Origin of the sequence: Stutzerimonas stutzeri, from assembly GCF_009789555.1 — a bacterium.
GTDB lineage: Bacteria > Pseudomonadota > Gammaproteobacteria > Pseudomonadales > Pseudomonadaceae > Stutzerimonas > Stutzerimonas stutzeri_R.
Genome location: NZ_CP046902.1, coordinates 1,484,028 through 1,505,191 on the forward strand (window position 1 = coordinate 1,484,028; position 21,164 = coordinate 1,505,191).

Consider the following 21,164-nt stretch of genomic DNA (forward strand, 5'->3'; position numbering starts at 1 on the left):
GACCGTGCGCGCGCTGCTGGTGGCCGTCGCGGTGTCGATCTCGCCGTTGCTGGCGGCCACGGAGCGGGTGGTCAGCCTGGCGCCGTCGCTCAGCGAAATCATGCTGGAACTCGACGCCGGCGATCTGCTGGTGGGGGTGCTCGACGGCGGTGAGCGGCCTGATGCGCTGGCCGATCTGCCTTCGGTGGGGCGCCTGGGCCAGTTGGAAATGGAGAGCCTTCTGGCGCTTCGGCCGACGCTGGTATTGCTCTGGCCTGACAGCATCAGCCAGGCGCAACGAGATCAACTGACGCAGTTCGGCATACCGGTGCTCATTGCTCGACCGTCCTCGCTGGCCCAATTGTCCGAGCAGTTCGCCGTGATTGGCGAGCGTGTCGGGCGCGCCCGGCAGGGTCGCAGGCTGCAGCGACAATTCAGCCAGGGGCTGGACCAGCTACGCCAGCGTTATCACCGGGAGCGCCCGTTGGCGGTGTTCTACCAGATATGGAACCGCCCGCTGTACACCCTTGGCGGTCAACAGATCATCAGCGACGCCATCGAGGTGTGCGGCGGCCGCAACGTGTTTGCCGATCTCCGACTGCCGGCCCCGCAGGTCAGCGTCGAATCCGTACTGTCGCGTAACCCGGACGTGATCCTCGCCGGTAGCGGCGCTCAGCTTTCAGAATGGATGGCCTGGCCGCAGCTCGCCGCAGTCCGCGAGGGGCGGTTGCTGGAAGTGCCGGACAAGGGGCTGGAACGGCCGAGTTTCCAGATGCTCGAGGCGATCGGCAAGCTCTGCGCCGTGATCGCCCAGGCCGCGCCCTGACCGAGCGCGGCCATGCCGGGTGCTAGAGCGCAGGCGTCCAGATGACCGCGAGCAGGCCGGTGCGGCCCTGCTCGCGGTAACCGTAGACGCTGTCCATGTCACCGAAGGTGCGCTGATACAGCGCCTGGTGATAGTCCTTGTCCAGCACATTCTCAAGCTTGGCTTCCCAGCGCAGTTCGGTGGTGGCCTGCCAACTGGTGCGCAGGTCCAGCACCGCGTAGCCCGGCACGGTGCTGCGCTCGGACTGGAAGCTCGCATTGGTGCCGCCATCATCGAAGCGCTGGCTGAACGCCTGCCAGGTCGCGCCGACACCAAACGCACCGAACTGGCGGTCCATGTCCAGGCTCAGCGTACGCTTGGCGCGGCGTTGCAGTACCCGGCCGCTGTCGCGGTCGCGCGGGTCGATGATGCTAACCCCCAGATTGGCCTGCCAGCCCAGCAGTTCGCGGGCCACGCTGGCCTCGAAACCGTTGATCCGGGCATGGTCGACGTTCTCCATCTGCCTTCCACCCCAGGCAATCATCTTTTCGGCGTCTGTGCGGTAAATCGAGGCTTCGAGTTGCGTTCCGTCGAAATCAGCGCGCCATTGCAGTTCATACGTCTTCGAAGTTTCCGGCTCCAGATCGGGATTGGGTCCCCAGGCTGGCGGCGCATAGAGATCGGTGAACGTCGGCGCGCGAAATCCTTCGCCGTAACTCAGTATCCAGCGCTGCGAGGCGCCCACGGGCAGACTGAAGGCCGCATTCCAGCTGTTGTGCGTGCCGAACTGCTGGTTGTCGTCATGGCGCAGGCCAATCTCCGTGCCGAACGTGTCGCCCTGATAGCTGTGCTGGGCGAAGAAGGCGAGGTTGTCTCGGCTGTCTTCCTGATACGGCGTCGACGCATCCAGGCGATCTTCATACCAGTCACTCCCGAGCGCCAACTGATGGTGTTCGGTGAGCGAGACGCGGTTGATCCAGGAGGCCGAATGGCGCGTGGTTTCCAGCAGACTGTCGTTGTAGGCCGAGCCCACCGCGCGGTTGCGGTCGAAGCTGCGGCCCAACTCCACGCGGCTGCTCCATCGCTCGCTCAGTTGTCCGTCGAGGTAGCCACTGTAGCTGCTGACGCGAAACCTGTCCTCGGGCGTGCCGGGGGCGAACTCGTAGGCGTCGTCGTATTCGTTCTTGCCGCGCTGGTCGTTGAGGCTCAGGCCGGCTTGCCAGTCGGCATCGAATTGATGGTCGAGTTTCAGGTGCAGGGCCTTGGTGCGCTGACCGTCGTCGTCGCGGTCGGCGCCTCGGTTGTCCCGAGTGATGTCGAAGCCGTCGCGCTCATCGAGGCTGGCGCCGAGGTGCATCCGAGTCTGTCGCGTACCGGCTGACAGGCTCAGGCTGCGCTGGAAGGTCCTGTCGCTGCCGGCCGCCAGGCGTATTTGTGGCGCCAGGCCCGGTTCGCCGCCGCGCGTGAATATCTGGATGACGCCGCCGATCGCATCGGCACCGTAGAGTGAGGAGCGCGGGCCGCGGATGACCTCGATGCGCTCGACGTTATCGATGGCCAGGTAATCGAGGCGGGCAAAGCCGCTGGTGGCCGAAGAGATGCGCTGGCCGTCCAGCAGGACCAGGGTTTGTGCCGTGCCGGTGCCGCGCAGCGACAGGGAGGGCAACCCGCCGGCGCTGCCGACGAGCACGCCGGGCACGCGGCGGAGCAGTTCGGGCACGCTGCGCGCCTGCAGACGCTCGATATCGGCACGGGTGAATACGGTGTTGGCGGCGGTAGCCTGCGCACGGGACTCGGCCTGACGCGCCGAGGTAATGAGCATGTTCGGCAGCTCATGCCGGGCATCGGTGGCAAAGGCTTGTGCGCCGGGCAGCAGCGCCACGGCCAAGGCAAGACGGGACAGTTTCATCAAAATCGATCCTCAAAAGTTCAGCGCTTTTGAGGAGGGCAGGAACAAGCGTGCAGCCGGGCGCGACGCTTGACGGTGCTGCCCTCCGCAACACCAGTCGAATCCGCCAGGCCGGTCTCCGGGCTTTCGACACGCACCCGGCTCGCCTTCCCATGCTGGGCACAGTGGCGGTTGAGCGGGCGGTGATCCTGCGGATCACGGTCGATTACCGTTGCGGGGGCAGCGCCGGCCTTGCTCTTGCGAGCGCACCGGCTTCCCGTTTAATGCGGACCTTGCGGTCATGCACACCTGGGCGGATCAGAAAATCGCGGGAACCTTAAGGGCTGTTCCGAAGAAATACAAGCAAAGCGCTAGCACCAGGACAAAGCGACGCGCTGTATAGAGCGGCGGTCCGGCCATGGCGCAGCGCGTCGAGTCCGCGATGGACCGGGCGTGGCGACGCCCGTTGCTGGCTTCGCTGTTCGAAAGGCGGCCCGGGAGCCGGGCCGATCACACGCGCTTCAGGTCGTTCGACGCGTGCACGGGAAGGTTGAGGCGCTGCCTCCGGGCGGCATCGACCGGTGCCGTCAGAGGCGGGCCAGTCGCGCGCGAATCGCGGCCTCGATACCCGTAGCATCGAGGCCGCATTCGCTGAGCATCTCGCTGGGTTTGGCATGCTCGACGTAATAGTCCGGCAGGCCCAGGTGAAGGATCGGCGTGTGCAGGTTCTCGGCGGCGAGGAACTCGCCGACGGCACTGCCGGCTCCGCCCATGATGCTGTTTTCCTCGACGGTCACCAGCAGCTCATGGCTGTCGGCCATTTCCCGCACGAGCGCTTCGTCCATCGGCTTGACGAAGCGCATGTCGACGACGGTGGCGTCGAGGGTATCCCCGACCTGCAGTGCTTCGGCCAGTTGCACGCCGAAGACCAGCAGGGCGACCCGGCTGCCACTGCCCTGGCCGCCCTGGCGGCGCACGACGGCCTTGCCGATTTCCAGCGGTTCGAGACCGGGCTCGATCCTTGCGTTCGGCCCCGTGCCGCGCGGGTAACGGACGGCTGCCGGGCCTTCGAAGTGATAGCCGGTGGTCAGCATGCGGCGCATCTCGTTCTCGTCGCTCGGCGTCATCACCAGCATGCCGGGAATGCAGCGCAGGTAGGCCAGGTCGAAGCTGCCCGCATGGGTCGGGCCGTCTTCGCCCACGAGGCCGGCGCGGTCGATGGCGAACAGCACGTCGAGATTCTGCACCGCGACATCATGGATCAACTGATCGTAGGCCCGTTGCAGGAAGGTCGAGTAGATCGCCACCACCGGCTTGGCCCCTTCGCAAGCCATTCCGGCGGCGAGGGTGACGGCATGTTGTTCGGCGATCGCGACGTCGAAGTAACGCTCGGGGTAGCGCTCGCTGAACTCGACGAGATCGGATCCTTCTTTCATTGCCGGCGTGATCCCGGTCAAGCGTGGGTCGGCGGCTGCCATGTCGCACAGCCATTGGCCGAACACGTTGGAATACTTAGGGCCGCTGGGCTTCTTTTGGCTGACCGGCGCGCCGACGGGCTCGAGCTTGCTGATCGCGTGCCAGGTGATCGGATCGATTTCCGCCGGAGCAAAGCCTTTGCCTTTCTTGGTCACCACGTGCAGGAACTGCGGGCCGGAGAGGTCACGCATGTTGCGCAACGTGGCAATCAGCGTCGGCAGGTCATGGCCGTCGATGGGCCCGATGTAGTTCCAGCCGAGTTCTTCGAACAGCGTTCCGGGGACCAGCATCCCCTTTGCGTACTCCTCGGTGCGGCGCGCGATTTCCCAGGCGCCGGGCAGGCGCGACAGGACCTTCTTGCTGCCTTCGCGCATGCTCGAATAGGTGCGGCTGGAGAGAATCTTGGCGAGATAGTTGGACAGTCCGCCGACGTTGCGCGAGATCGACATGTCATTGTCGTTGAGCACGACCAGCATGTCGGCGCCGACCTCGGGCGCATGGTTCAACGCCTCGAATGCCATGCCGGCGGTGAGTGCACCGTCGCCGATCACGGCGATGGACTTGCGCTTCTTGCCCTGCAGTCGCGCGGCGATCGCCATGCCCAGGGCGGCGCTGATCGAGGTGCTCGAATGACCCACGCCGAAGGTGTCGTATTCGCTTTCGCTGCGCCGCGGAAAAGCGGCGAGCCCGTCTTTCTGACGCAGGCTGGCCATGCGCTCGCGACGTCCGGTGAGGATCTTGTGCGGATAGGCCTGGTGGCCAACGTCCCACACCAGACGATCAGCCGGCGTGTCGTAGACGTAGTGCAGCGCGATGGTCAGCTCGATCACGCCGAGCCCGGCGCCGAAGTGCCCGCCGGTCCGGCCGACGTTGTACAGCAGGTCCTGCCGCAGTTCGTTGGCGAGTTCTTCAAGTTCCGCTTCGCCCAGGCGGCGCAGCTGCTCGGGAGTGGCCGCGCGGTCAAGAACGGGCGTCGCTGGGCGAACCCGAGGAATCTCATGGAACGTCTTGGGCATCGGGCGAATCGTTTTGGCTGAAAAAAGAGCCGCAGTTTACCCGATGGTTACAGCAAGAAGAACGGCTCAAGCATCAACGGTCATCGCCGATCAGGTCCGCCGTGTGGCTCGAGGTCCCGGCGTCAGCTGCGGCGCTCGACGATGAAACGAGCCAGTTCGCGCAGGGGCTCGGCCGCGCGACCAAACGGTGCGATGGCCAGCAGGGCGCTATCGCGAAGCTCGAGCGCATAGGCCTTGGCCGCCTCCATGCCCAGCAACGCCGGGTAGGTAGGCTTGTCGCGGGCGATATCGGCGCCTTGATGCTTGCCGAGCGTGGCGGTGTCGCTTTCCACGTCGAGGATGTCGTCCTGCACCTGAAAAGCCAGCCCGATGGCCTGTGCATAGCGTTGCATCGCGGCAAGCGTATCGGCCTCGGCGCGGCCGCTGGCGAGGGCGCCGAGACGCACACTGGCCTCGATCAGGGCGCCGGTCTTGTGGCGGTGCATCAATTCCAGTGCGCCGCGGTCGAGCTTCACGCCGACCGAGCCCAGGTCGATGGCCTGTCCGCCGACCATCCCGGCAGGGCCGGCCGCGCGCGCAAGGCTTGCGAACATTTCCAGGCGCAGCGCCGGGTCGGACGGATTGTGCCGTTCGGCCGCGAGCGCTTCGAACGCCAGGCTTTGCAGGCCATCGCCAGCGAGGATCGCGCAGGCTTCGTCGAAAGCCTTGTGGGTGGTCGGCTGGCCGCGGCGCAGGTCGTCGTCGTCCATGGCCGGCAAATCGTCATGCACCAGTGAATAGGCGTGGATCAGCTCGACGGCGCAGGCAGCGCCATTGGCCTGCGCGCTGTCGCCTTCGAGGGCCTCGCAGGCCGCATAGACGAGCAGCGGACGCACGCGCTTGCCGCCATTCATGACGCTGTAACGCATGGCCCGGTAGAGGCGTTCCAGCTCCGGACGAGGTGGGGCGAACAGCGTTTCGAGACAGCTGTCGACGCGCTTCTGGCAGCGTTGCTGATACTCGCCGATCATGCGTCCGGGTCCACCTCGAAGGGGGCTTCCTGCAATTTGCCGTCACGCTCGAGCAGAATCTGTACCTTCTGCTCGGCCTGGCTGAGCGCGGCCTGGCAGTCGCGGGTCAGGCCGATGCCCTGCTCGAAGCAGGTCAGCGAATCCTCCAGCGACAGCTCGCCGCTTTCCAGGCGTTCGACCAGCTGTTGCAGCTCGGCGAGCGATTGTTCGAAATCGAGGGCGACTTTCTTGCGGGCCATGGCGGAACCTGTTCTCTGCGGCTGCTCTGAAACGGGCGCGACACTAGCAGAGCTGGGCGGCATAAGCCATAAGCCAACTGGGCTACGTGCCGCTCAAGGACCGTATATGGCTTGCATGTAGTAGAGCGTCATGGCGCTGCCAACGGCAATGACAAAGGCGCGCAGCCAGGCAGCGGGCAGCTTCTTGCTGAGCGCGCCGCCGGCATAGCCACCGAGCGTGGTGCCGACCAGAAGGATAGCCAGTTCGTACCCGCTCACCCGGCCGGCAACGATGAAGGTAACCGTGGCGACGCTGTAGATGACCGCGGAAATGAGGTTTTTCAGCGCGTTGGCACGGACCAGCGGGTGGCCTTCGATGGAAAACGCCGCCAGTTGCAGGATGCCCATGCCCGCCCCGAAATAGCCGCCGTAGATCGACACCAGACCATGCGCCGCCAGCGACGCAGGGGCATGCGGCGGCACGGCGCTTTCCGCGTTGCGCCGCGCCGCCAACCAGCGGCTCAGCCACGGACTGGCGGCGAACAGCGTGGTGGCGACGAGCAACAGCCAGGGAATCAGCAGGCTGAACAGATCGTCGCCACTGGCGAGCAGCAGGAGCCCACCGAGCAGGCCGCCGACCAGTCCTGCCAGCAGTAATGGCAGCAGGTAGCGGCCCAGTGGACGCAGCGCCGAGCGCGCTGCCCACGCCCCGGCAAGGCTGGCGGGCCACAGCGCCACGGCATTGGTCGCATTGGCTGTCACTGGCGGCAGGCCGGTGGCCAGCAACGCCGGGAAGGAAAAGAAGGTGCCGCCACCGGCCAGGGCGTTCATGCCGCCGGCGGCAAAACCGGCAGCAATGAGCAGCAATATGTCGAACAAGGGCATGGGGCGGGGCTCGTGACAAAAGGACGCAGATTATCGCTGCCGCTGCGCGTCGCCAAGCGCGACGGTTCGATACGGGCGGCGGGCGATCCTGGCGCGGCTTGGTCGTGGTCCGTTGCGAGGGTCGCTAGCGATCGGAAGCCGCCCGGGGCGTGTCCAGTTGTGGGCTGTTGAGCTCGTTGAGAATGCCGCAACCCTGTATCGGCAGGTCCCCGGCGCAGCAACCGCGCAGTGCCTTCAACTGGCGCTCCAGGGCGTGCAGGCTTTCCAACCGCGTGCGTACGCGCTGGAGCTGTTGGTCGATCAGCTGGTTGATATCGCCGCAGCGGGCATCCGGCTGGTTGGAAAAATCCAGTAGCCGGCGGATATCGGCCAGGCCGATGTCCAATGCGCGACAGTGACGGATGAACACCAGATGCGCCAGTTGCTCGGGCGAATAGGCGCGGTAGCCGTTGGCACCACGTACCGGAGCGGGCATCAGCCCGATCCGTTCGTAATAGCGAATGGTCTCGACGTCCACGCCTGCCGATTTGCTCAGCGCGCCAATACGCATCATGGCTCCTTCGTCTCGCGTTCTCGTATGCCCGGGGGGCTTGACCCTGGAGTCGCTCCAGGGTGTGCAATGGGTCCGAATATAGTTCAGGAGACGCGCCATGTCGTCGAGATGCTGTAGTTCGGCCTGTTCCACGCCAGCGGTCAGCCCAGGCTTTCGCAAGGCATTATGGCTTGCGCTGACCATCAATCTGGCGATGTTCGTCGTGGAGATCATCAGCGGACTGAAAGCAGGCTCGGTCTCGCTACTGGCCGATGCCATCGATTTTGCCGGCGATGCCGCGAACTACGGCATCACGCTGACCGTGCTCTCCATGGGGCTCGTCTGGCGTTCGCGGGCGGCCATGGTAAAAGGCGTGTCGATGCTTGCGTTCGGCGTTTTCGTCCTGGCGCGTGCGGGATGGTCCATCCATGCCGGCGTCGTGCCGGAAGCGCTGACCATGGGCGCCATCGGTGCGCTGGCGCTGCTGGCCAATGTCACCGTCGCGTTGATGCTCTATGCGTATCGCGAAGGCGATTCGAACATGCGTTCGGTCTGGTTGTGCAGCCGCAACGATGCACTGGGCAATCTCGCGGTGATGGTCGCCGCGGCGGGGGTGTTCGGTACGGGCTCCGGCTGGCCGGACTTCCTCGTGGCGCTGATCATGGCGGGCCTGGCACTGTCTGCCGGCTATTCGGTGGTGCGTCAGGCGCGGCGGGAGATACGCGCGCCGGGCTAGCGGTACCGCGGCCGACGGTCAACCAGCTATGGTCGCTACCAGCACGATGACCAGAACGGCCGCCAGCGCCAGTCCCGCAGCGGCCAGTTTGCCCACCGTCGCGGCGCTCAGCCCCAGCGCCTTGTTCTGCGTCCGATCGCCGAAACGACCTTCGATCCGGTGCAATCCTTCAACCGGCTGGAACAGGTTGTCCGGCTGCCCATTACTGACCGGCTCATCCGTCAACTGCCCGCTCCATGCCTGCTTGGCCATCATCCGATCGAGCAGGCCGGGCATGAACATATTGCCGATAATGGCCTGGAACGAGGCGCGCCCGAGCCATAGTTCCCGTGGCGCATCGGTCGCGGCGCGGACAATGGCGCGTGCGGCCACCGCGGGCGTATGGATCGGCGGGACGGGTTGTGGGCGGTACTGCATCTTGTTGCGTGACCAGTCGAACTGCGGCGTGTTGTGCGCGGGCAACTGGACCATGGTCAGCCGCACGCGGCTGTTGGCATGGATCAGTTCGCAGCGCAGCGAGTCGGTAAACCCCCTGATGGCGAACTTGGCCGCGCAATAGGCCGATTGCAGCGGAATGGCCCGATAGGCCAGTGCCGAACCCACCTGGACGATGGTGCCACGGTTGCGCGCCTGCATGTGACGCAGGGCCGCCAGCGTACCGTGAACGAAACCCAGGTAGGTCACCTCCGTCACGCGCTTGAATTCCGCCGCGCTGATCGTGTTCGCCGGGCCGAACACCGTGGCCATCGCCGCGTTCACCCAAATCTCGATGGGGCCCAGTTCCGCCTCGATCCGGTCCGCCGCCTCATCGATCGCCTGCGCGTCAGCGACATCCGCCGCGATCGCCAGAACGGTCGCGCCAAGGGCTTGCAATTCGCTGCGGGTGTCGGCCAGGCCTTGCTCGCCACGTGCGATCACGGCGACACGGTAGCCCGCCTGGGCGAAGGCATGCGCCGTTGCGCGTCCCACGCCTGCGGTCCCGCCGCAGATCACGACAGTCTGTTCGCGGTCGGTCATGTCGGACTCCTTGACTGGGTTGAGGCGTTGAGGCGATGACGGCTTCCAGCGCTGCGAGGCGAACGGCCAGCGCGCCGTGGCTGCCTGCAGCCCCCGTTGCTCGGTGCCGAAGACGGATCAGGCCGTACGTTCGCGCGTCCGCATCGCTTAAGAATTGACCGGATGGGGCTGAGTGAGTTGCACGGATGGGGCGCTCGTGGGCGGGTGCAGTCTGCGGCGCGCCCGGTTGCGCCTATTCGGGGCAATCCGGTTCGACGGTGAAGGTCTTGGACGAGTCCACCAGTCCGACGTTTTCCAGCGTGCGCCTGCCGACAAGTACCGGATAATTCATCTTGTCGCGATCGTTCAGCGAGAACTGTTCCTCATAGACCCGGTTGCCCAGGCAGACTTTCATCAGCACCACGGGGCGCTCCTCTGCGCCACCGGCGCCCCTGACCTTGATGTCCCGAACGACCTCTCGCTCCAGACGCTTTTCGATTTTTTCCTCGGTCTCGATGTCTTCCAGCTCGAGGGTGAAGCGCACCCAGTCATCGCCGTCCTTTTCGAAGCGGTCGATATTTTCGGCATGCATGGATGAGGTCAGCGCGCCGGTGTCGAGCTTGAACTTGACCGCGACCCGCTCCGGGAGAATCAGGCCTTGTTCGACCCAGCCGAGCACCTGGGGCGAATCGGCCAGGGCCACGGTCGCCGCGCCGGGTAGCAGCACTGCGGCCCCGATGATGTTGAGCAGGACGTTTTTTGTGGAGCGGAGCATGGGTCACCTCGAGTCGGATAGCGCCGGGCAACGATAGAGTCGCTTGGCCCGGGATCGGTTCAGCTCAACGCGGCCACCGCCGTGGCGGACGCTGACATCGCCTCGGTACAGTCACTTCATTGACTTGCTCAATCGTGGTCATTGAAAAAAACAATCGGACGGCTGGCGCGCCTTGCACTCAACCAATAGGGCCGCCGCGATGCAGTTCAGCAACCGAGTCGCGGCAGCCCGTTCAACTGATCGAAGGAGGCAGTCACTAGGGAAGTCCAAAATCGAGAGGTGAACCATGTTCGTCCACAATAAACGGCTTCAATACACCGTGCGTGTGGCCGGTCCGAATCCCGGACTGGCCAACCTGATGCTCGAGCAGTTCGGCGGCCCGCAAGGCGAGCTTGCCGCCGCCATGCGTTATTTCACCCAGGGCGTGTCCGAGGATGACCCAGGCCGCAAGGACATGCTGATGGACATCGCGACCGAAGAGCTCAGCCACCTCGAGGTGATTGGCTCCATCGTCGGCATGCTCAACAAGGGCGCCAAAGGGGACCTCGCGGAAGGCGTCGAGAAGGAAGCTGATCTGTATCGTTCGCTGACCGGCGGCGGTAATGATTCGCACATCACCTCGTTGCTGTACGGGGGTGGCCCGCCACTGACCAACTCCGGCGGTATTCCCTGGACGGCGGCCTACATCGACACCATCGGCGAGCCGACCGCGGACCTGCGTTCCAACATCGCTGCCGAGGCGCGGGCCAAGATCGTCTACGAACGCCTGATCAACCTGACGGACGACCCGGGGATCAAGGATGCGCTGAAGTTCCTCATGACCCGCGAGATCGCACACCAGAAATCGTTCGAGAAGGCATTGCACGCGATTCAACCCAACTTCCCTCAAGGCAAGCTGCCGGGTGAACCGCAATTTGCCAACGTCTACTACAACCTGTCGCAAGGTGAAGGCGATCTACGCGGCCCCTGGAATCAGGGACCGGAGTGGGAGTTCGTCGAAGCCCCGCAACCGGCGGTGGATGGGGGGGATGGCATGCCTTCGGTCGAGTTGAGCAAGGATCAGCAGAAGGTGGTGCAGCAGATGGCGGTACGGACCCAGTCCGATGTCTCCATCGATCCCATGACCGGCGCCGATCTCGGCTCCGGCGAAGCGGTGCGCAAAGGCAAGGGCTAAGGCGCGAGCGGAGCGCCAGCGCCTGACGGAGGGCGCTGGCGCCCTGTTTCTCGAAACTTGGACAATAAAAAAGCCGACTTGTGGCCGGTTTTCTTTTTGAATATGTTATTGATTTTAAAGTGATTTAATTTTGTGTGTCGTCCAGACCCACACTTTGACCCACACTGAGGCGGGTCGCTGCCCTGGGGTGATGATTTCAGATGTTCCTTGGGCTCATCATTTCATACTTCGCTACGACGGCCCTGATTGCTTCCTGGATCTCGCGCATTTGCTTCTCGGCAATCCTGTTAGCTTCGGACTCCTGCTCAGCCGAAAGCTCGGGGGCCTGCTCGTTGAGGTATACCTGCCAGCCAGCCAGTCGTCTCAGGCTGGCGTCCAGGTGCTTGGTAGTCACTTCGAGCCTGATCTTGTTCAGCTCCTGCGCAAGCTTGCTTGAGTTGCGGGTGATTGTTTTCTCCAGGGCCTCGCGTCGCTTTCCCTCTTTCTGCTCTTGGCTCGACTGCAGGGCGCCTGCGATCAGGCTTTCTATGATCGCTGTTTCGGTGGTGTCAGCTTTTTTTGCAAGGATTTTTAGCTTGTCCTTGGTGTTGAGAGGCAGGGTGAACGAGCACGTCTTTCGACCGCCTTCGGCTTGCCGATAGCGCCGCTGTCTGATGGCGTTTCTCAGTCGCTCAATGAGCTTCACGCCTGCGACATCTGACTCCAGGGTGCGGATCGAGTCACCAAAGGTGATGAAAACCATGGCGGGCGACGGGTCGGGCTTAGGCTCAAGTTCATCAGGCCATCGATTCAGCAGGTAGTTTGCGGCCCACACTGTCTCCTCACGATCGAGCTTCTTTAGCCAGCCCGGCTTATTCCCGGTCGTCTCCATCCAATTTTCTCCTGTTGCTGAGCGGTGCCGCTGCGCGGTGGATGCTCAGCTAATTGCATCTTGTTAACGGCAATGTTAACTGCCTCGTTAGAGGATGTTAATAGTGAACTGTTAATGGATGTGTTAAATGGATTGTTAACGTATTCGTTACATGAATTGTAGATACTGATTTTATAGGTATAAAATCACTTCAAATCTGTGTTTACCCGGGCCTATTTGCGCATGATAGCTCTGTCGTCACTAATAGATGTCAATGCTGAATCAAGATTTTTTCTTCAGGCTTTGATGCTCAGAAAGCCTGACTGGCTGGGTGCGCCTTATGAGATCAAGTCGGTAGCGAAGGAGCTCTGCTTGACGGAGAGGTTCGCTAGAGATGCGTCGAGGGAGCTGATCAGGGCTGGGCTTCTGATAGAAAATAAGCAGCACGGTGGTCTTGGGCGCCCAGGTGTCGGTTACGTAGCCTCGGAGTACGTGCGCCGAGTGCTTTGCGAAGTGGACAGGGATCTTGCCCACCACGAGCTCATCGTTCGCCTTTTTCTTGAGCCGAATATCTATGCGACTGGGCTGGGGGCTACGTCGACATCGATAGCTCAGAAGGAAAAATCATCCCGTCCAGCTATCCGCAAAGATGGTCGGCCTGCTGCCCCGGGGGCTAAGGGACGGCTGGGCGCTGCAACCCGAATTTTATTGGCGGCTCTTATCAGTGAGGCCGATCAGTGCGGTGTGGTGGCGGAGCTTAGCGGGCGTAAGCTGAGAGAAATGACGGGGCTCGACTCCTCGTCGATCAAGCACCAATTGATTCGTCTATTGAGCTTGGGCTTTCTTCGAAGCTATGTGCCGGGGGTGTCGAATGGGGTCTTGGTTGGCTCGAAGACTATGAGCATCTACTACCTGAACCTCGACCACCCCCAGCTTCCAGTGAGGCAGGGGAAGCAGGATCGGGGCTTGGTGGTGTATGCATTTAAAGGGCCGCAAAAGTACAGCCTGGTCGAAGCTGCGCTGCCTTCGACGGTGCAGTTAGCAGGGGTGGATAATCAGGTTAAAGAGATGCTTTATCACAGGCTGGCAAGTCATGCGTCACAGCTGCTGACGGCTCTCTGGTCTGATCCTAAGTGCGATATTGCCGATCTGAAGGCTGCAGGCTTCGAAAGCGTTGGCGGTAAGTCAGTCGAGCCACTGACGGTTAGCCCTAGATCGAGCGAGCCTGACCGATGGAGTGACTTTAAGGAAAGCTTGCATGCTGAGGCGTGTCGATGGGCCGAAAGCATCTACAAAGGGCTGCGCCGTATGAGCGTATGGCCAGAATACAGGCCACAGCTGGTGAGGCTCATACCTGCACCTGATGCAGGGGATAGCTGGAGCGTCGTGTCGCTGATTGTCTATCCAGCGCCCAAAGCCAGTAATACATGCCTTTGGGTATGGGACGTGCGCGGAGGGAGGTCTGACCCGTATGTGGGAGAGGAGGCGTTGGGTTTGGAGCTGCGCTATAGGCTGGCGCTCTTGACCAAGACCAAGGTGCCCTAGGCCAAGCTAGGGCAGGTGATTTTTTACTGCCCCTGCAGATCCTCTGAGCCACAGAGGAGCCTGCTCATGCGAATCATCCGTCTGAAAGAAGTCATCGACTCGACCGGCCTGTCTCGGTCGACCCTGTACAAGTACATCGGCGAAGGCACCTTCCCGAAGCCTGTATCGTTGGGCGACCGCTGCGTCGGCTGGGTCGATAGCGAGGTGCACGACTGGATCCTGGCCAAGATCGAGGAGCGCGATCTGGCTGAGGGAGCCTCCGCACGCCCCATCGGCCATCTGAGCATGGCCAGCTAGCGCCAGCAGCGCCATGATCGGCTTCGGCTGGTCATGGCGCTTATGCCGACTCGAACAGCTTTGGGCTCTCAGCTAACTCTCCCAAAGCTCAATGCGGCAAATCTCTCGACAGGCTCGGCAATGTTGCTCCCCATTGCCCGGCCTGGTCGGGACGGTCGGTTATGGGCAGGGCTGCATCTATTGATATAGCTATTAACTACCAACTCTTACTATCCATCACTACCCATCACCACTGACTACACCAGAGGGAAAGAAGACCAGTAAAAAGAAACAGACCACGTACCTGGTATGCACCAACAACCAACCAGGTACTCAGCCATGAACAACCGCAAGCACAACACCCACCTCTCACAGTCCGACATAGCCCTGCAGATCGAATCACTCGTCCAGGCTATCGAGCGCAGCGATACACCCGCATATCGGATCACGCACAAACGTTCAGGCTATGAGCAGGTCGAGCAGACCAGGCTCTCCCGATACTTCACCAACGTCCAGCAGATGTACAACCTGTTCGATGATCGTGTGCCATACGACTACAGCGAGCACCTGTTAGCGTTCCGGGAGGCCTGTGACGACATCGGCCTTCAGCGCTCACCCAATGGCCCTATTTGCATGAGTGAGACGGGTACCTACTGGCTAAGTCATCAGCAGAGCATGAACGTCCTGACCGAGCGGATCCGTGAGTTGACTCGTCAGCAACGTTATCGACGCAGGCCAGGGGATCGACGAGAGCTGGCCAAGCAGCAGGCGAGGGAAATGGAGGCGTACACGGATGCTGTGATGAGCCTGTACTCCCGCACAACGGTCATCAGACTGGATCTGTATTACCGACCTGAAGCTCAGGCCAGACTTCGAGTCGAGCGAGTCTTTGATCACCTGGATGATCTGATCTACGAGCACAGCCGTCACCTGACTTTCGAGCACCTGATCGGCTACACGTACTCAGTGGAGCAAGGGGATCGGAATGATGGTAGGGGATACCACATCCATGCAGCCTACTTCTTCAATGGCAACCAGGTGTGCCGGGATGTCTGGAAGGCGATTGAGATCAGCGAGCTGTGGGAGGCGGTCACTCGTGGTCAGGGCTATGCCCATAGCTGCAATCACGACAAGGATCAGTACGGCGACAAGCTAGGCATTGGCCAGATCCAGAGGGACGATCAGTCGAGACGGCCCCATACGCACTACGCCATGAAATACCTAGTCAAGGACGATCAGCACCTGCGCTTGAAGCCTGCAGGGGCGCGTTGCCTGCGTAAGGGGGCTCTGAGCCGTGCTCGTCGCGGATAAGTGAATGCGAAGGCTACTTGGCTTTTGCGACCATTAACTCAGACCAGCGAGTGGTATAGGCGGGGGAAAGCAACTCTCTGCGCATTGCCCACTCGACTGGCTTGGCTATGCGTCCTGGCTGCAGTGTGCCGCGTCCCCAGCGATTGTTGATCGCGTCCAGAGTGCTCATCAGTCGCTCGGTTTTCACGGGCTGTTCAGGGGCAAACAGATCCGGCGTGTATTCGTTCTTGCGGCACAGATCCAGGAGCAGCACTTGAGCCTTGGCGTAGCTGAAGCCTTCTCTGAAGACCTGCTGCAATCCAGCCTGAACAGCCTTGACGATCAGTCGGCTGTCGTCGGTCGGGTAGGGCAGCTGGCAGAGGACGCCATTGGCATATTTCGCTTCAGTTGGATTGAACATCCCGGTGCGCAGACTGACCCTCACCTGCCTGCAGAGCGACTCCTGCTTGCGGAGCTTTTCAGCAGCGCGCGTCGCATAGCTGGTGACGGCCTCTTGGATAGGCGCTAACTCTCGCAGGCGCTTACCGAATGATCTGCTTGAGCATATCTCCTGCTTGGGTTCGATCTCGTTCTCGATCTCCAGGCACGCCACACCGCGCAGTTCGCGCACAGTTTTCTCGACCACGACATTGAATCGCTTGCGCAGTGTCCATGCATCTTACCGATACTGGCCCGAAGTTATCCAACCGGTTAAGGTGTGGCATCGATCACATATACCTCGCAGGGAAGCGGCGAGCACGCCCTGCCCTGCAAGCTTTAGGGCGGCAAAGCTTTTGGCTGGCCACAGATAAATAAAAGGAAGACTTCATGTCGATCAACCAAACTCAGCTCTACGACACCCTTCAATCTCTTACCCAGCGTGAGGATGCCCAGGCCGAGTTCATTTATGGCTTCCTGGATGCCTATGGCTTTGCCAAGAGCACCATCACCCAGGTCAGGAACGGCGGTGCTCGCAACGTGGCTAAGGTCGCGGGTGATGTGGCGCTGAAAGGCCAGCTCTATTTCCGTGCGATTCCGGCGGGCGAAAATGTTCATGAGGCGGCGGAAAGCCTGAAGGACAGCGATGTCATCAAGGCCCAGAAGATCCGCTTCGTCATCGTTACCAACTTCAATGATCTGGTGGCCTATGACGTGAAGGCTGATGAGCGCATGGAAACGCCGTTCACCGACCTGCATCAGCAGTACACCTTCTTCCTGCCGCTGGCCGGCCTCGAGAAAAGCTATACCCATTCGGAAAGCGTGGCAGACGTAAAGGCTGCTGAGAAAATGGGGCGGCTGTTCGATCTGATTCGTGAGCGTAACCAAATCAGCACTGCTGAAGAGGTTCATGCGCTCAACGTGTTCCTGACCCGGCTACTGTTCTGTTTCTTTGCTGAAGATACGGGGATCTTCGCCAAGAACCAGTTCACAGATGCGATTAAGTCGACGACCCGCGAGGATGGCGAGGATCTGGCTGAGTTCTTGGGCAAGCTGTTTGCTGTGCTCAACGAGTCGGACAACAGCAGCCTGCGGCAGTCACTGCCGAAGCACCTGAGCGACTTCCCGTATGTGAACGGCGGCCTGTTCGAGAAGGAAACGCCGATCCCGGTGTTTGGGGCCAAGTCGCGCCGTCTGTTGCTGGAATGCAGCACCCTGGACTGGTCGCAGATCAACCCCGACATCTTCGGCTCGATGTTCCAGGCGGTGATCGATGAGGATCAGCGCGGCACGCTGGGGCAGCACTACACCTCCGTGAGCAACATCATGAAGGTCATCAAGCCGCTGTTCCTCGACAAGCTTTATGCCGAGTTGGAACGCTCCCGTGGCAGTGAGAAGAAGCTCCAGGCCCTGCTGGAGCGGGTGTCGTCCATCAAGGTATTCGACCCTGCCTGCGGCTCTGGCAACTTCTTGATCATCGCTTACAAGGAGCTGCGCCGCTTCGAGATGGAGGTGTTCCGTGCGCTGAACGCCGTCAGCAAGCAGAACGTCATCTTCATGACGGGTATCCAGCTGTCTCAGTTCTACGGCATCGAGATTGACGATTTCGCGCATGAGATTGCCCTGCTGTCTCTTTGGCTGGCCGAGCACCAGATGCACCAGGAGTTCCAGGTGGCGTTCGGGCATGCCGAGCCGATGCTGCCGCTGAAAGCGAGTGGGAATATCGTGCATGGAAATAGCTTGACCATGAGTTGGGAATCGATATGTCCGCGGTTTGGTGAAAATAAATCTCCGGCTGAGGTTTATATATGTGGAAATCCTCCATTTGTTGGTAAGAAGGACAGGACAAGCGCTCAGTCTGATGATCTTGAGAGAATTCTTGGTGGGGTTAAAGGCTTTAAGTGCCTTGATTATGTTTCGTGCTGGTTTTATAAGGCCGCTGAGTTTGTCTGCGGAACGATTTGTGAGTGCTCTTTTGTTGCAACAAACTCTATTGCTCAGGGTGAGCAGGTGGGGGTTTTGTGGCCATCGATAAAAGATATTGGGGTTTCTATATCTTTTGCGTACAGACCATTTGTTTGGAAGAATAGCGCAAAGTCAAACGCTGGCGTCCATGTCGTTGTAATTGGACTCTCTTCCTCAAGAAAAGAATTCAAGATATTTGATGAGTCTTCTGGTGAATTAATGGAGTCGAAGGCGAAAAACATAAATCCTTACCTCCTTGACTCTGATTGCGGACCTGTACTGTCTAGATCTGCTGCGCTGTGCGATGTCAGTATGATTATGGATGGTAATAACTATACAAAGAGCAGCGGACTTATAATGGATAGCTCTGAGAAGGATGAGCTTATTCGGCTGGAGCCAAAATCTGCCAAGTGGATTAGGAGGTTTGTTGGTGCTGATGAGTTTTTGAAATCGAAGGATCGATGGTGCCTTTGGCTGAGAGATGCGAGAATTGAAGAAATTCTTGATATGCCGCTAGTTAAAGATAGAGTTGATTCCGTAAGGCAAGAGCGACTCCTCAGCGATAAGAAAGAGACTCGCGAGAAAGCATCGTTGGTGCCACATCTTTTCCCTGAGATTAGGCAGCCTAGAGATGGGCAATACCTTATTGTTCCTAGGGTTACGTCTGAGCGAAGAGTTTATGCCCCTATTGGGTATATGGACGCATCGGTAATCACCAGCAATCAAGTTTTGATGATTCCGGAAGCTGGCCTCTTTGAGTTCGGAGTGCTTTCATCAGAGACTCATATGGATTGGCTGAGGGTGGTTGGTGGACGGCTTGAGAGCCGTTACCGTTACTCAGCCTCTCTGGTTTACAACACCTTTCCTTGGCCAGAAGTAACCGATGCCCAGCGCAGGGAGATCGAGTTACTTGCAGAAGATGTGCTGATGGCCCGCGAAAACTACCCCGATAAGTCACTTGCTAATCTGTATGACCCGGAATTAATGCCCGATGATCTTAAGGCTGCGCACAAGGCGCTCGATGCTGCCGTTGAGCATCTCTACCGTGCTCGGCCGTTCCGTGATGCTTTTGAGCGGCTAGAGCATCTGTTCGCACGCTATGAGAAGCTGATCGAGCAGGAGAATCAGCAGAAGGCTGCTGAGGCTGCTGCCAAGAAGCTTCGTAAACCGCGCGCAGCCAAGACGGTCACCGCTGAACAACTTTGAAAGGATGCACCCACGATGGTTGATTTGCTGAAGGTTGAGTACGCCCAGACGGGCAAGAGTGCGACGCTGAATGAGATGGGGATGCGCGAGATGCAGGCCAGGGCCTTCGCCTCCCGTAACAGTCAGTACCTGCTGCTCAAGGCACCACCGGCCAGCGGGAAATCGCGGGCCTTGATGTTCCTGGGCCTCGACAAGCTGATCAACCAAGGGCTTCGCAAGGTGATCGTAGCGGTGCCGGAGATGTCCATCGGCGCCTCATTCCGGGATACCGCGCTGACCAAGGATGGTTTCTTTGCTGACTGGTCAGTGTTGCCGCACAACAACCTGTGCGTGCCAGGCGGTGAGCCTGGCAAGGTGCAGGCATTCAAGCGATTCATGGATAACCCTGCTGAGCAAACGCTGGTGTGCACCCACGCGACTCTGCGCTTTGCCTTCGAGCAGCTTACCCCTGCCGACTTCAATGACACGCTGATCGCCATTGACGAGTTCCACCACGTTTCGGTCGACGGCGAAAACCGCCTCGGTGCGCTGCTGGATGCCGTGATGAAGGAGTCCAGTGCTCACATCGTAGCGATGACCGGCTCCTACTTCCGCGGTGACACAGTGCCGATTCTGTTGCCGGAGGACGAGGTAAAGTTCGATAAGGTGACCTACACCTACTACGAACAGCTGAATGGCTACCGCTACCTGAAGTCGCTAGGCCTTGGCTACCACTTCTACCAGGGGCGCTACATCGATGCTCTGAAGGATGTTCTGGATACCCGTAAAAAGACCATCATTCACATCCCGAACGTCAACAGTGGTGAGTCCACCAAGGACAAGCACGGGGAAGTTGACCACATCCTTGATGTGATGGGGGCCGTGCTCAAACAAGATCCAAACACCGGAATCATCACTGTTCGCCGCTCTGATGGCTCGCTCATGAGAGTGGCCAATCTGGTTGATGATGGCCCGATTCGTGCCTCGGTCGTGGAGTACCTGCGGGGCGTCACATCTGGCGATGATCTCGATGCTGTGATTGCGTTGGGCATGGCTAAGGAAGGCTTCGACTGGCCCTGGTGTGAGCATGTCCTGACCATCGGCTATAGGGCCTCGATGACCGAGGTGGTGCAAATCATCGGTCGTGCCACGCGTGATTCTCCGGGCAAAACCCACGCGCAGTTCACCAACCTGATCGCCCAGCCGGACGCCGAAGATGAAGACGTGAAAGTGTCGGTGAACAACATGCTCAAGGCGATCACCCTGTCCTTGCTGATGGAGCAGGTTCTGGCACCGACCGTGAACTTCAAGCCGCGCTCGCAGCTCAAGGATGGCGAAGTTGTTGAACCCGGCACGATCATCATCAACGACGTTACCGCCCCGGTGTCCGATAAGGTCATCAAGATTCTTAATGGGGACAGTGATGACATCGTCGCCGCTTTGCTTCAGAAGCCCAAGGTTGGCGAGTCACTGATTGGTGGTGTCGAGCCCGAGGTAATCAACGAGGTTGAGCTGCCGAAGATCATCGAAACGAAGTACCCCGACCTGACCCCGGATGAGATTGAGCAGGTCCGGGTTGGCGTGCTGACCAAGGCCATGATTGGTAGCTCAGGTGGACTGTTCGATGAAAAAGATCTGCCGCCTGGGGCGGTGATCATTGGGGAGGAGGATGCTTCTGGCAGCAATGCGGGTGGTGTAGGTATCCAGCTGGAAGACTCTGATGGGGGCGCAGGCCAGAAACTGCCTCTTCCGCCGCCCAAGTCCCCAGAAGGCAGCCGCCAATTTGTGAAAATGGGCGACAGGTTCATCAATATCGATAATGTCACCATCGACCTGATTGACCAGGTTAACCCGTTCCATGGAGCTTACGAGATCCTGTCTAAGTCCGTTACGCCGGCGATGCTGAAGACCATTCAGGATGTGGTAGCGGGCGCTCGAATCACCATGACTGACGAGGAGGCGGTGATTCTCTGGCCACGTATTGTGAAGTTCCGCCAGGAGAAAGGTCGGGAGCCTTCTTTGACCTCGAATGATCCTATTGAGGCGCGCTATGCCGAAGGGTTGGAGTATCTCAAGAGGCGTAAGCGCGAGAAGCTTCAGCAGCAGGCTCAGGAAGTGTGAGGGG

17 protein-coding genes, 1 pseudogene and 1 riboswitch are annotated in these 21,164 nt (G+C 60.3%); of the genes and pseudogenes, 8 read left to right on the plus strand and 10 right to left on the minus strand.

Annotated features, from left to right (window positions below):
* The first annotated feature begins 4 nt into the window (after nt 1–4).
* Nucleotides 5–805, plus strand: coding sequence for a cobalamin-binding protein (locus tag GQA94_RS06930; protein ID WP_158187339.1), 801 nt, complete (start codon nt 5–7; stop codon nt 803–805).
* A gap of 22 nt (nt 806–827) precedes the next feature.
* On the opposite strand, the gene GQA94_RS06935 is transcribed toward GQA94_RS06930, so the two are convergent.
* The 6 genes from GQA94_RS06935 to GQA94_RS06960 form a co-directional block, all read right to left on the minus strand.
* Nucleotides 828–2,693: a TonB-dependent receptor domain-containing protein gene (locus GQA94_RS06935; RefSeq protein WP_158187340.1), complete on the minus strand. Its 1,866-nt coding sequence runs from the start codon at nt 2,691–2,693 to the stop codon at nt 828–830.
* Nucleotides 2,694–2,785: 92 nt separating this feature from the next.
* A riboswitch (cobalamin riboswitch) is annotated at nt 2,786–3,000 on the minus strand.
* Nucleotides 3,001–3,259: 259 nt separating this feature from the next.
* On the minus strand, nt 3,260–5,164 hold the full coding sequence (gene dxs / locus GQA94_RS06940; protein ID WP_158187341.1) for a 1-deoxy-D-xylulose-5-phosphate synthase: 1,905 nt from the start codon (nt 5,162–5,164) through the stop codon (nt 3,260–3,262).
* Between the two features lie 122 nt (nt 5,165–5,286).
* Nucleotides 5,287–6,174 carry a polyprenyl synthetase family protein gene (locus GQA94_RS06945; RefSeq protein ID WP_158187342.1) on the minus strand — a complete coding sequence of 296 codons (888 nt, stop codon included), beginning with the start codon at nt 6,172–6,174 and terminating at the stop codon, nt 5,287–5,289.
* Nucleotides 6,171–6,413 (minus strand): exodeoxyribonuclease VII small subunit, encoded by a 243-nt coding sequence (locus tag GQA94_RS06950; protein ID WP_021206714.1) that lies wholly within the window; start codon nt 6,411–6,413, stop codon nt 6,171–6,173. Before GQA94_RS06950 ends, GQA94_RS06945 begins: the two co-directional genes overlap by 4 nt.
* 93 nt (nt 6,414–6,506) lie before the next feature.
* Complete coding sequence (locus tag GQA94_RS06955) at nt 6,507–7,277, minus strand: sulfite exporter TauE/SafE family protein (RefSeq protein WP_158187343.1); 771 nt, start codon at nt 7,275–7,277, stop codon at nt 6,507–6,509.
* Between the two features lie 124 nt (nt 7,278–7,401).
* Complete coding sequence (locus tag GQA94_RS06960) at nt 7,402–7,830, minus strand: Cd(II)/Pb(II)-responsive transcriptional regulator (protein WP_233270227.1); 429 nt, start codon at nt 7,828–7,830, stop codon at nt 7,402–7,404.
* 97 nt (nt 7,831–7,927) lie between these two features.
* Here GQA94_RS06960 and GQA94_RS06965 point away from each other — a divergent pair, with 97 nt between their 5' ends.
* Entirely contained in the window at nt 7,928–8,545 is a 618-nt protein-coding gene (locus tag GQA94_RS06965; protein ID WP_158187344.1) for a cation transporter, read from the plus strand.
* 18 nt (nt 8,546–8,563) lie between these two features.
* Here the strand turns inward: GQA94_RS06965 and GQA94_RS06970 are convergent, their stop codons facing one another.
* Together GQA94_RS06970 and GQA94_RS06975 are read right to left on the minus strand one after the other, a co-directional pair.
* Nucleotides 8,564–9,562 carry an SDR family oxidoreductase gene (locus tag GQA94_RS06970; RefSeq protein WP_158187345.1) on the minus strand — a complete coding sequence of 333 codons (999 nt, stop codon included), beginning with the start codon at nt 9,560–9,562 and terminating at the stop codon, nt 8,564–8,566.
* A 232-nt stretch (nt 9,563–9,794) separates the two neighbouring features.
* A complete protein-coding gene (locus GQA94_RS06975; protein ID WP_158187346.1) occupies nt 9,795–10,316 on the minus strand; it encodes an ATP-dependent zinc protease in 522 nt (173 codons plus the stop codon).
* A gap of 286 nt (nt 10,317–10,602) precedes the next feature.
* Here GQA94_RS06975 and GQA94_RS06980 point away from each other — a divergent pair, with 286 nt between their 5' ends.
* A complete protein-coding gene (locus GQA94_RS06980; protein WP_158187347.1) occupies nt 10,603–11,490 on the plus strand; it encodes a manganese catalase family protein in 888 nt (295 codons plus the stop codon).
* A gap of 196 nt (nt 11,491–11,686) precedes the next feature.
* On the opposite strand, the gene GQA94_RS06985 is transcribed toward GQA94_RS06980, so the two are convergent.
* A complete protein-coding gene (locus GQA94_RS06985) occupies nt 11,687–12,361 on the minus strand; it encodes a hypothetical protein (protein ID WP_158187348.1) in 675 nt (224 codons plus the stop codon).
* Between the two features lie 222 nt (nt 12,362–12,583).
* On the opposite strand from GQA94_RS06985, the gene GQA94_RS06990 reads away from it, so the two are divergent.
* From GQA94_RS06990 to GQA94_RS07000, 3 genes are all read left to right on the plus strand, one after another.
* A complete protein-coding gene (locus GQA94_RS06990) occupies nt 12,584–13,885 on the plus strand; it encodes a hypothetical protein (RefSeq protein ID WP_158187349.1) in 1,302 nt (433 codons plus the stop codon).
* Nucleotides 13,886–13,951: 66 nt separating this feature from the next.
* The gene (locus GQA94_RS06995) at nt 13,952–14,182 is read left to right on the plus strand and encodes a helix-turn-helix transcriptional regulator (RefSeq protein WP_158187350.1); all 231 of its coding nucleotides are present in this window, start codon (nt 13,952–13,954) and stop codon (nt 14,180–14,182) included.
* Between the two features lie 318 nt (nt 14,183–14,500).
* Nucleotides 14,501–15,472 carry an inovirus-type Gp2 protein gene (locus tag GQA94_RS07000; RefSeq protein ID WP_158187351.1) on the plus strand — a complete coding sequence of 324 codons (972 nt, stop codon included), beginning with the start codon at nt 14,501–14,503 and terminating at the stop codon, nt 15,470–15,472.
* A 13-nt stretch (nt 15,473–15,485) separates the two neighbouring features.
* Here GQA94_RS07000 and GQA94_RS07005 read toward each other — a convergent pair.
* Nucleotides 15,486–16,130: pseudogene (locus GQA94_RS07005) on the minus strand (DUF4113 domain-containing protein); the annotation flags it as partial.
* 149 nt (nt 16,131–16,279) lie between these two features.
* On the opposite strand from GQA94_RS07005, the gene GQA94_RS07010 reads away from it, so the two are divergent.
* Nucleotides 16,280–19,060: a DNA methyltransferase gene (locus GQA94_RS07010; protein WP_199270109.1), complete on the plus strand. Its 2,781-nt coding sequence runs from the start codon at nt 16,280–16,282 to the stop codon at nt 19,058–19,060.
* Between the two features lie 15 nt (nt 19,061–19,075).
* On the plus strand, nt 19,076–21,160 hold the full coding sequence (locus GQA94_RS07015; protein ID WP_125863953.1) for a DEAD/DEAH box helicase: 2,085 nt from the start codon (nt 19,076–19,078) through the stop codon (nt 21,158–21,160).
* The last annotated feature ends 4 nt before the right edge of the window (nt 21,161–21,164 follow it).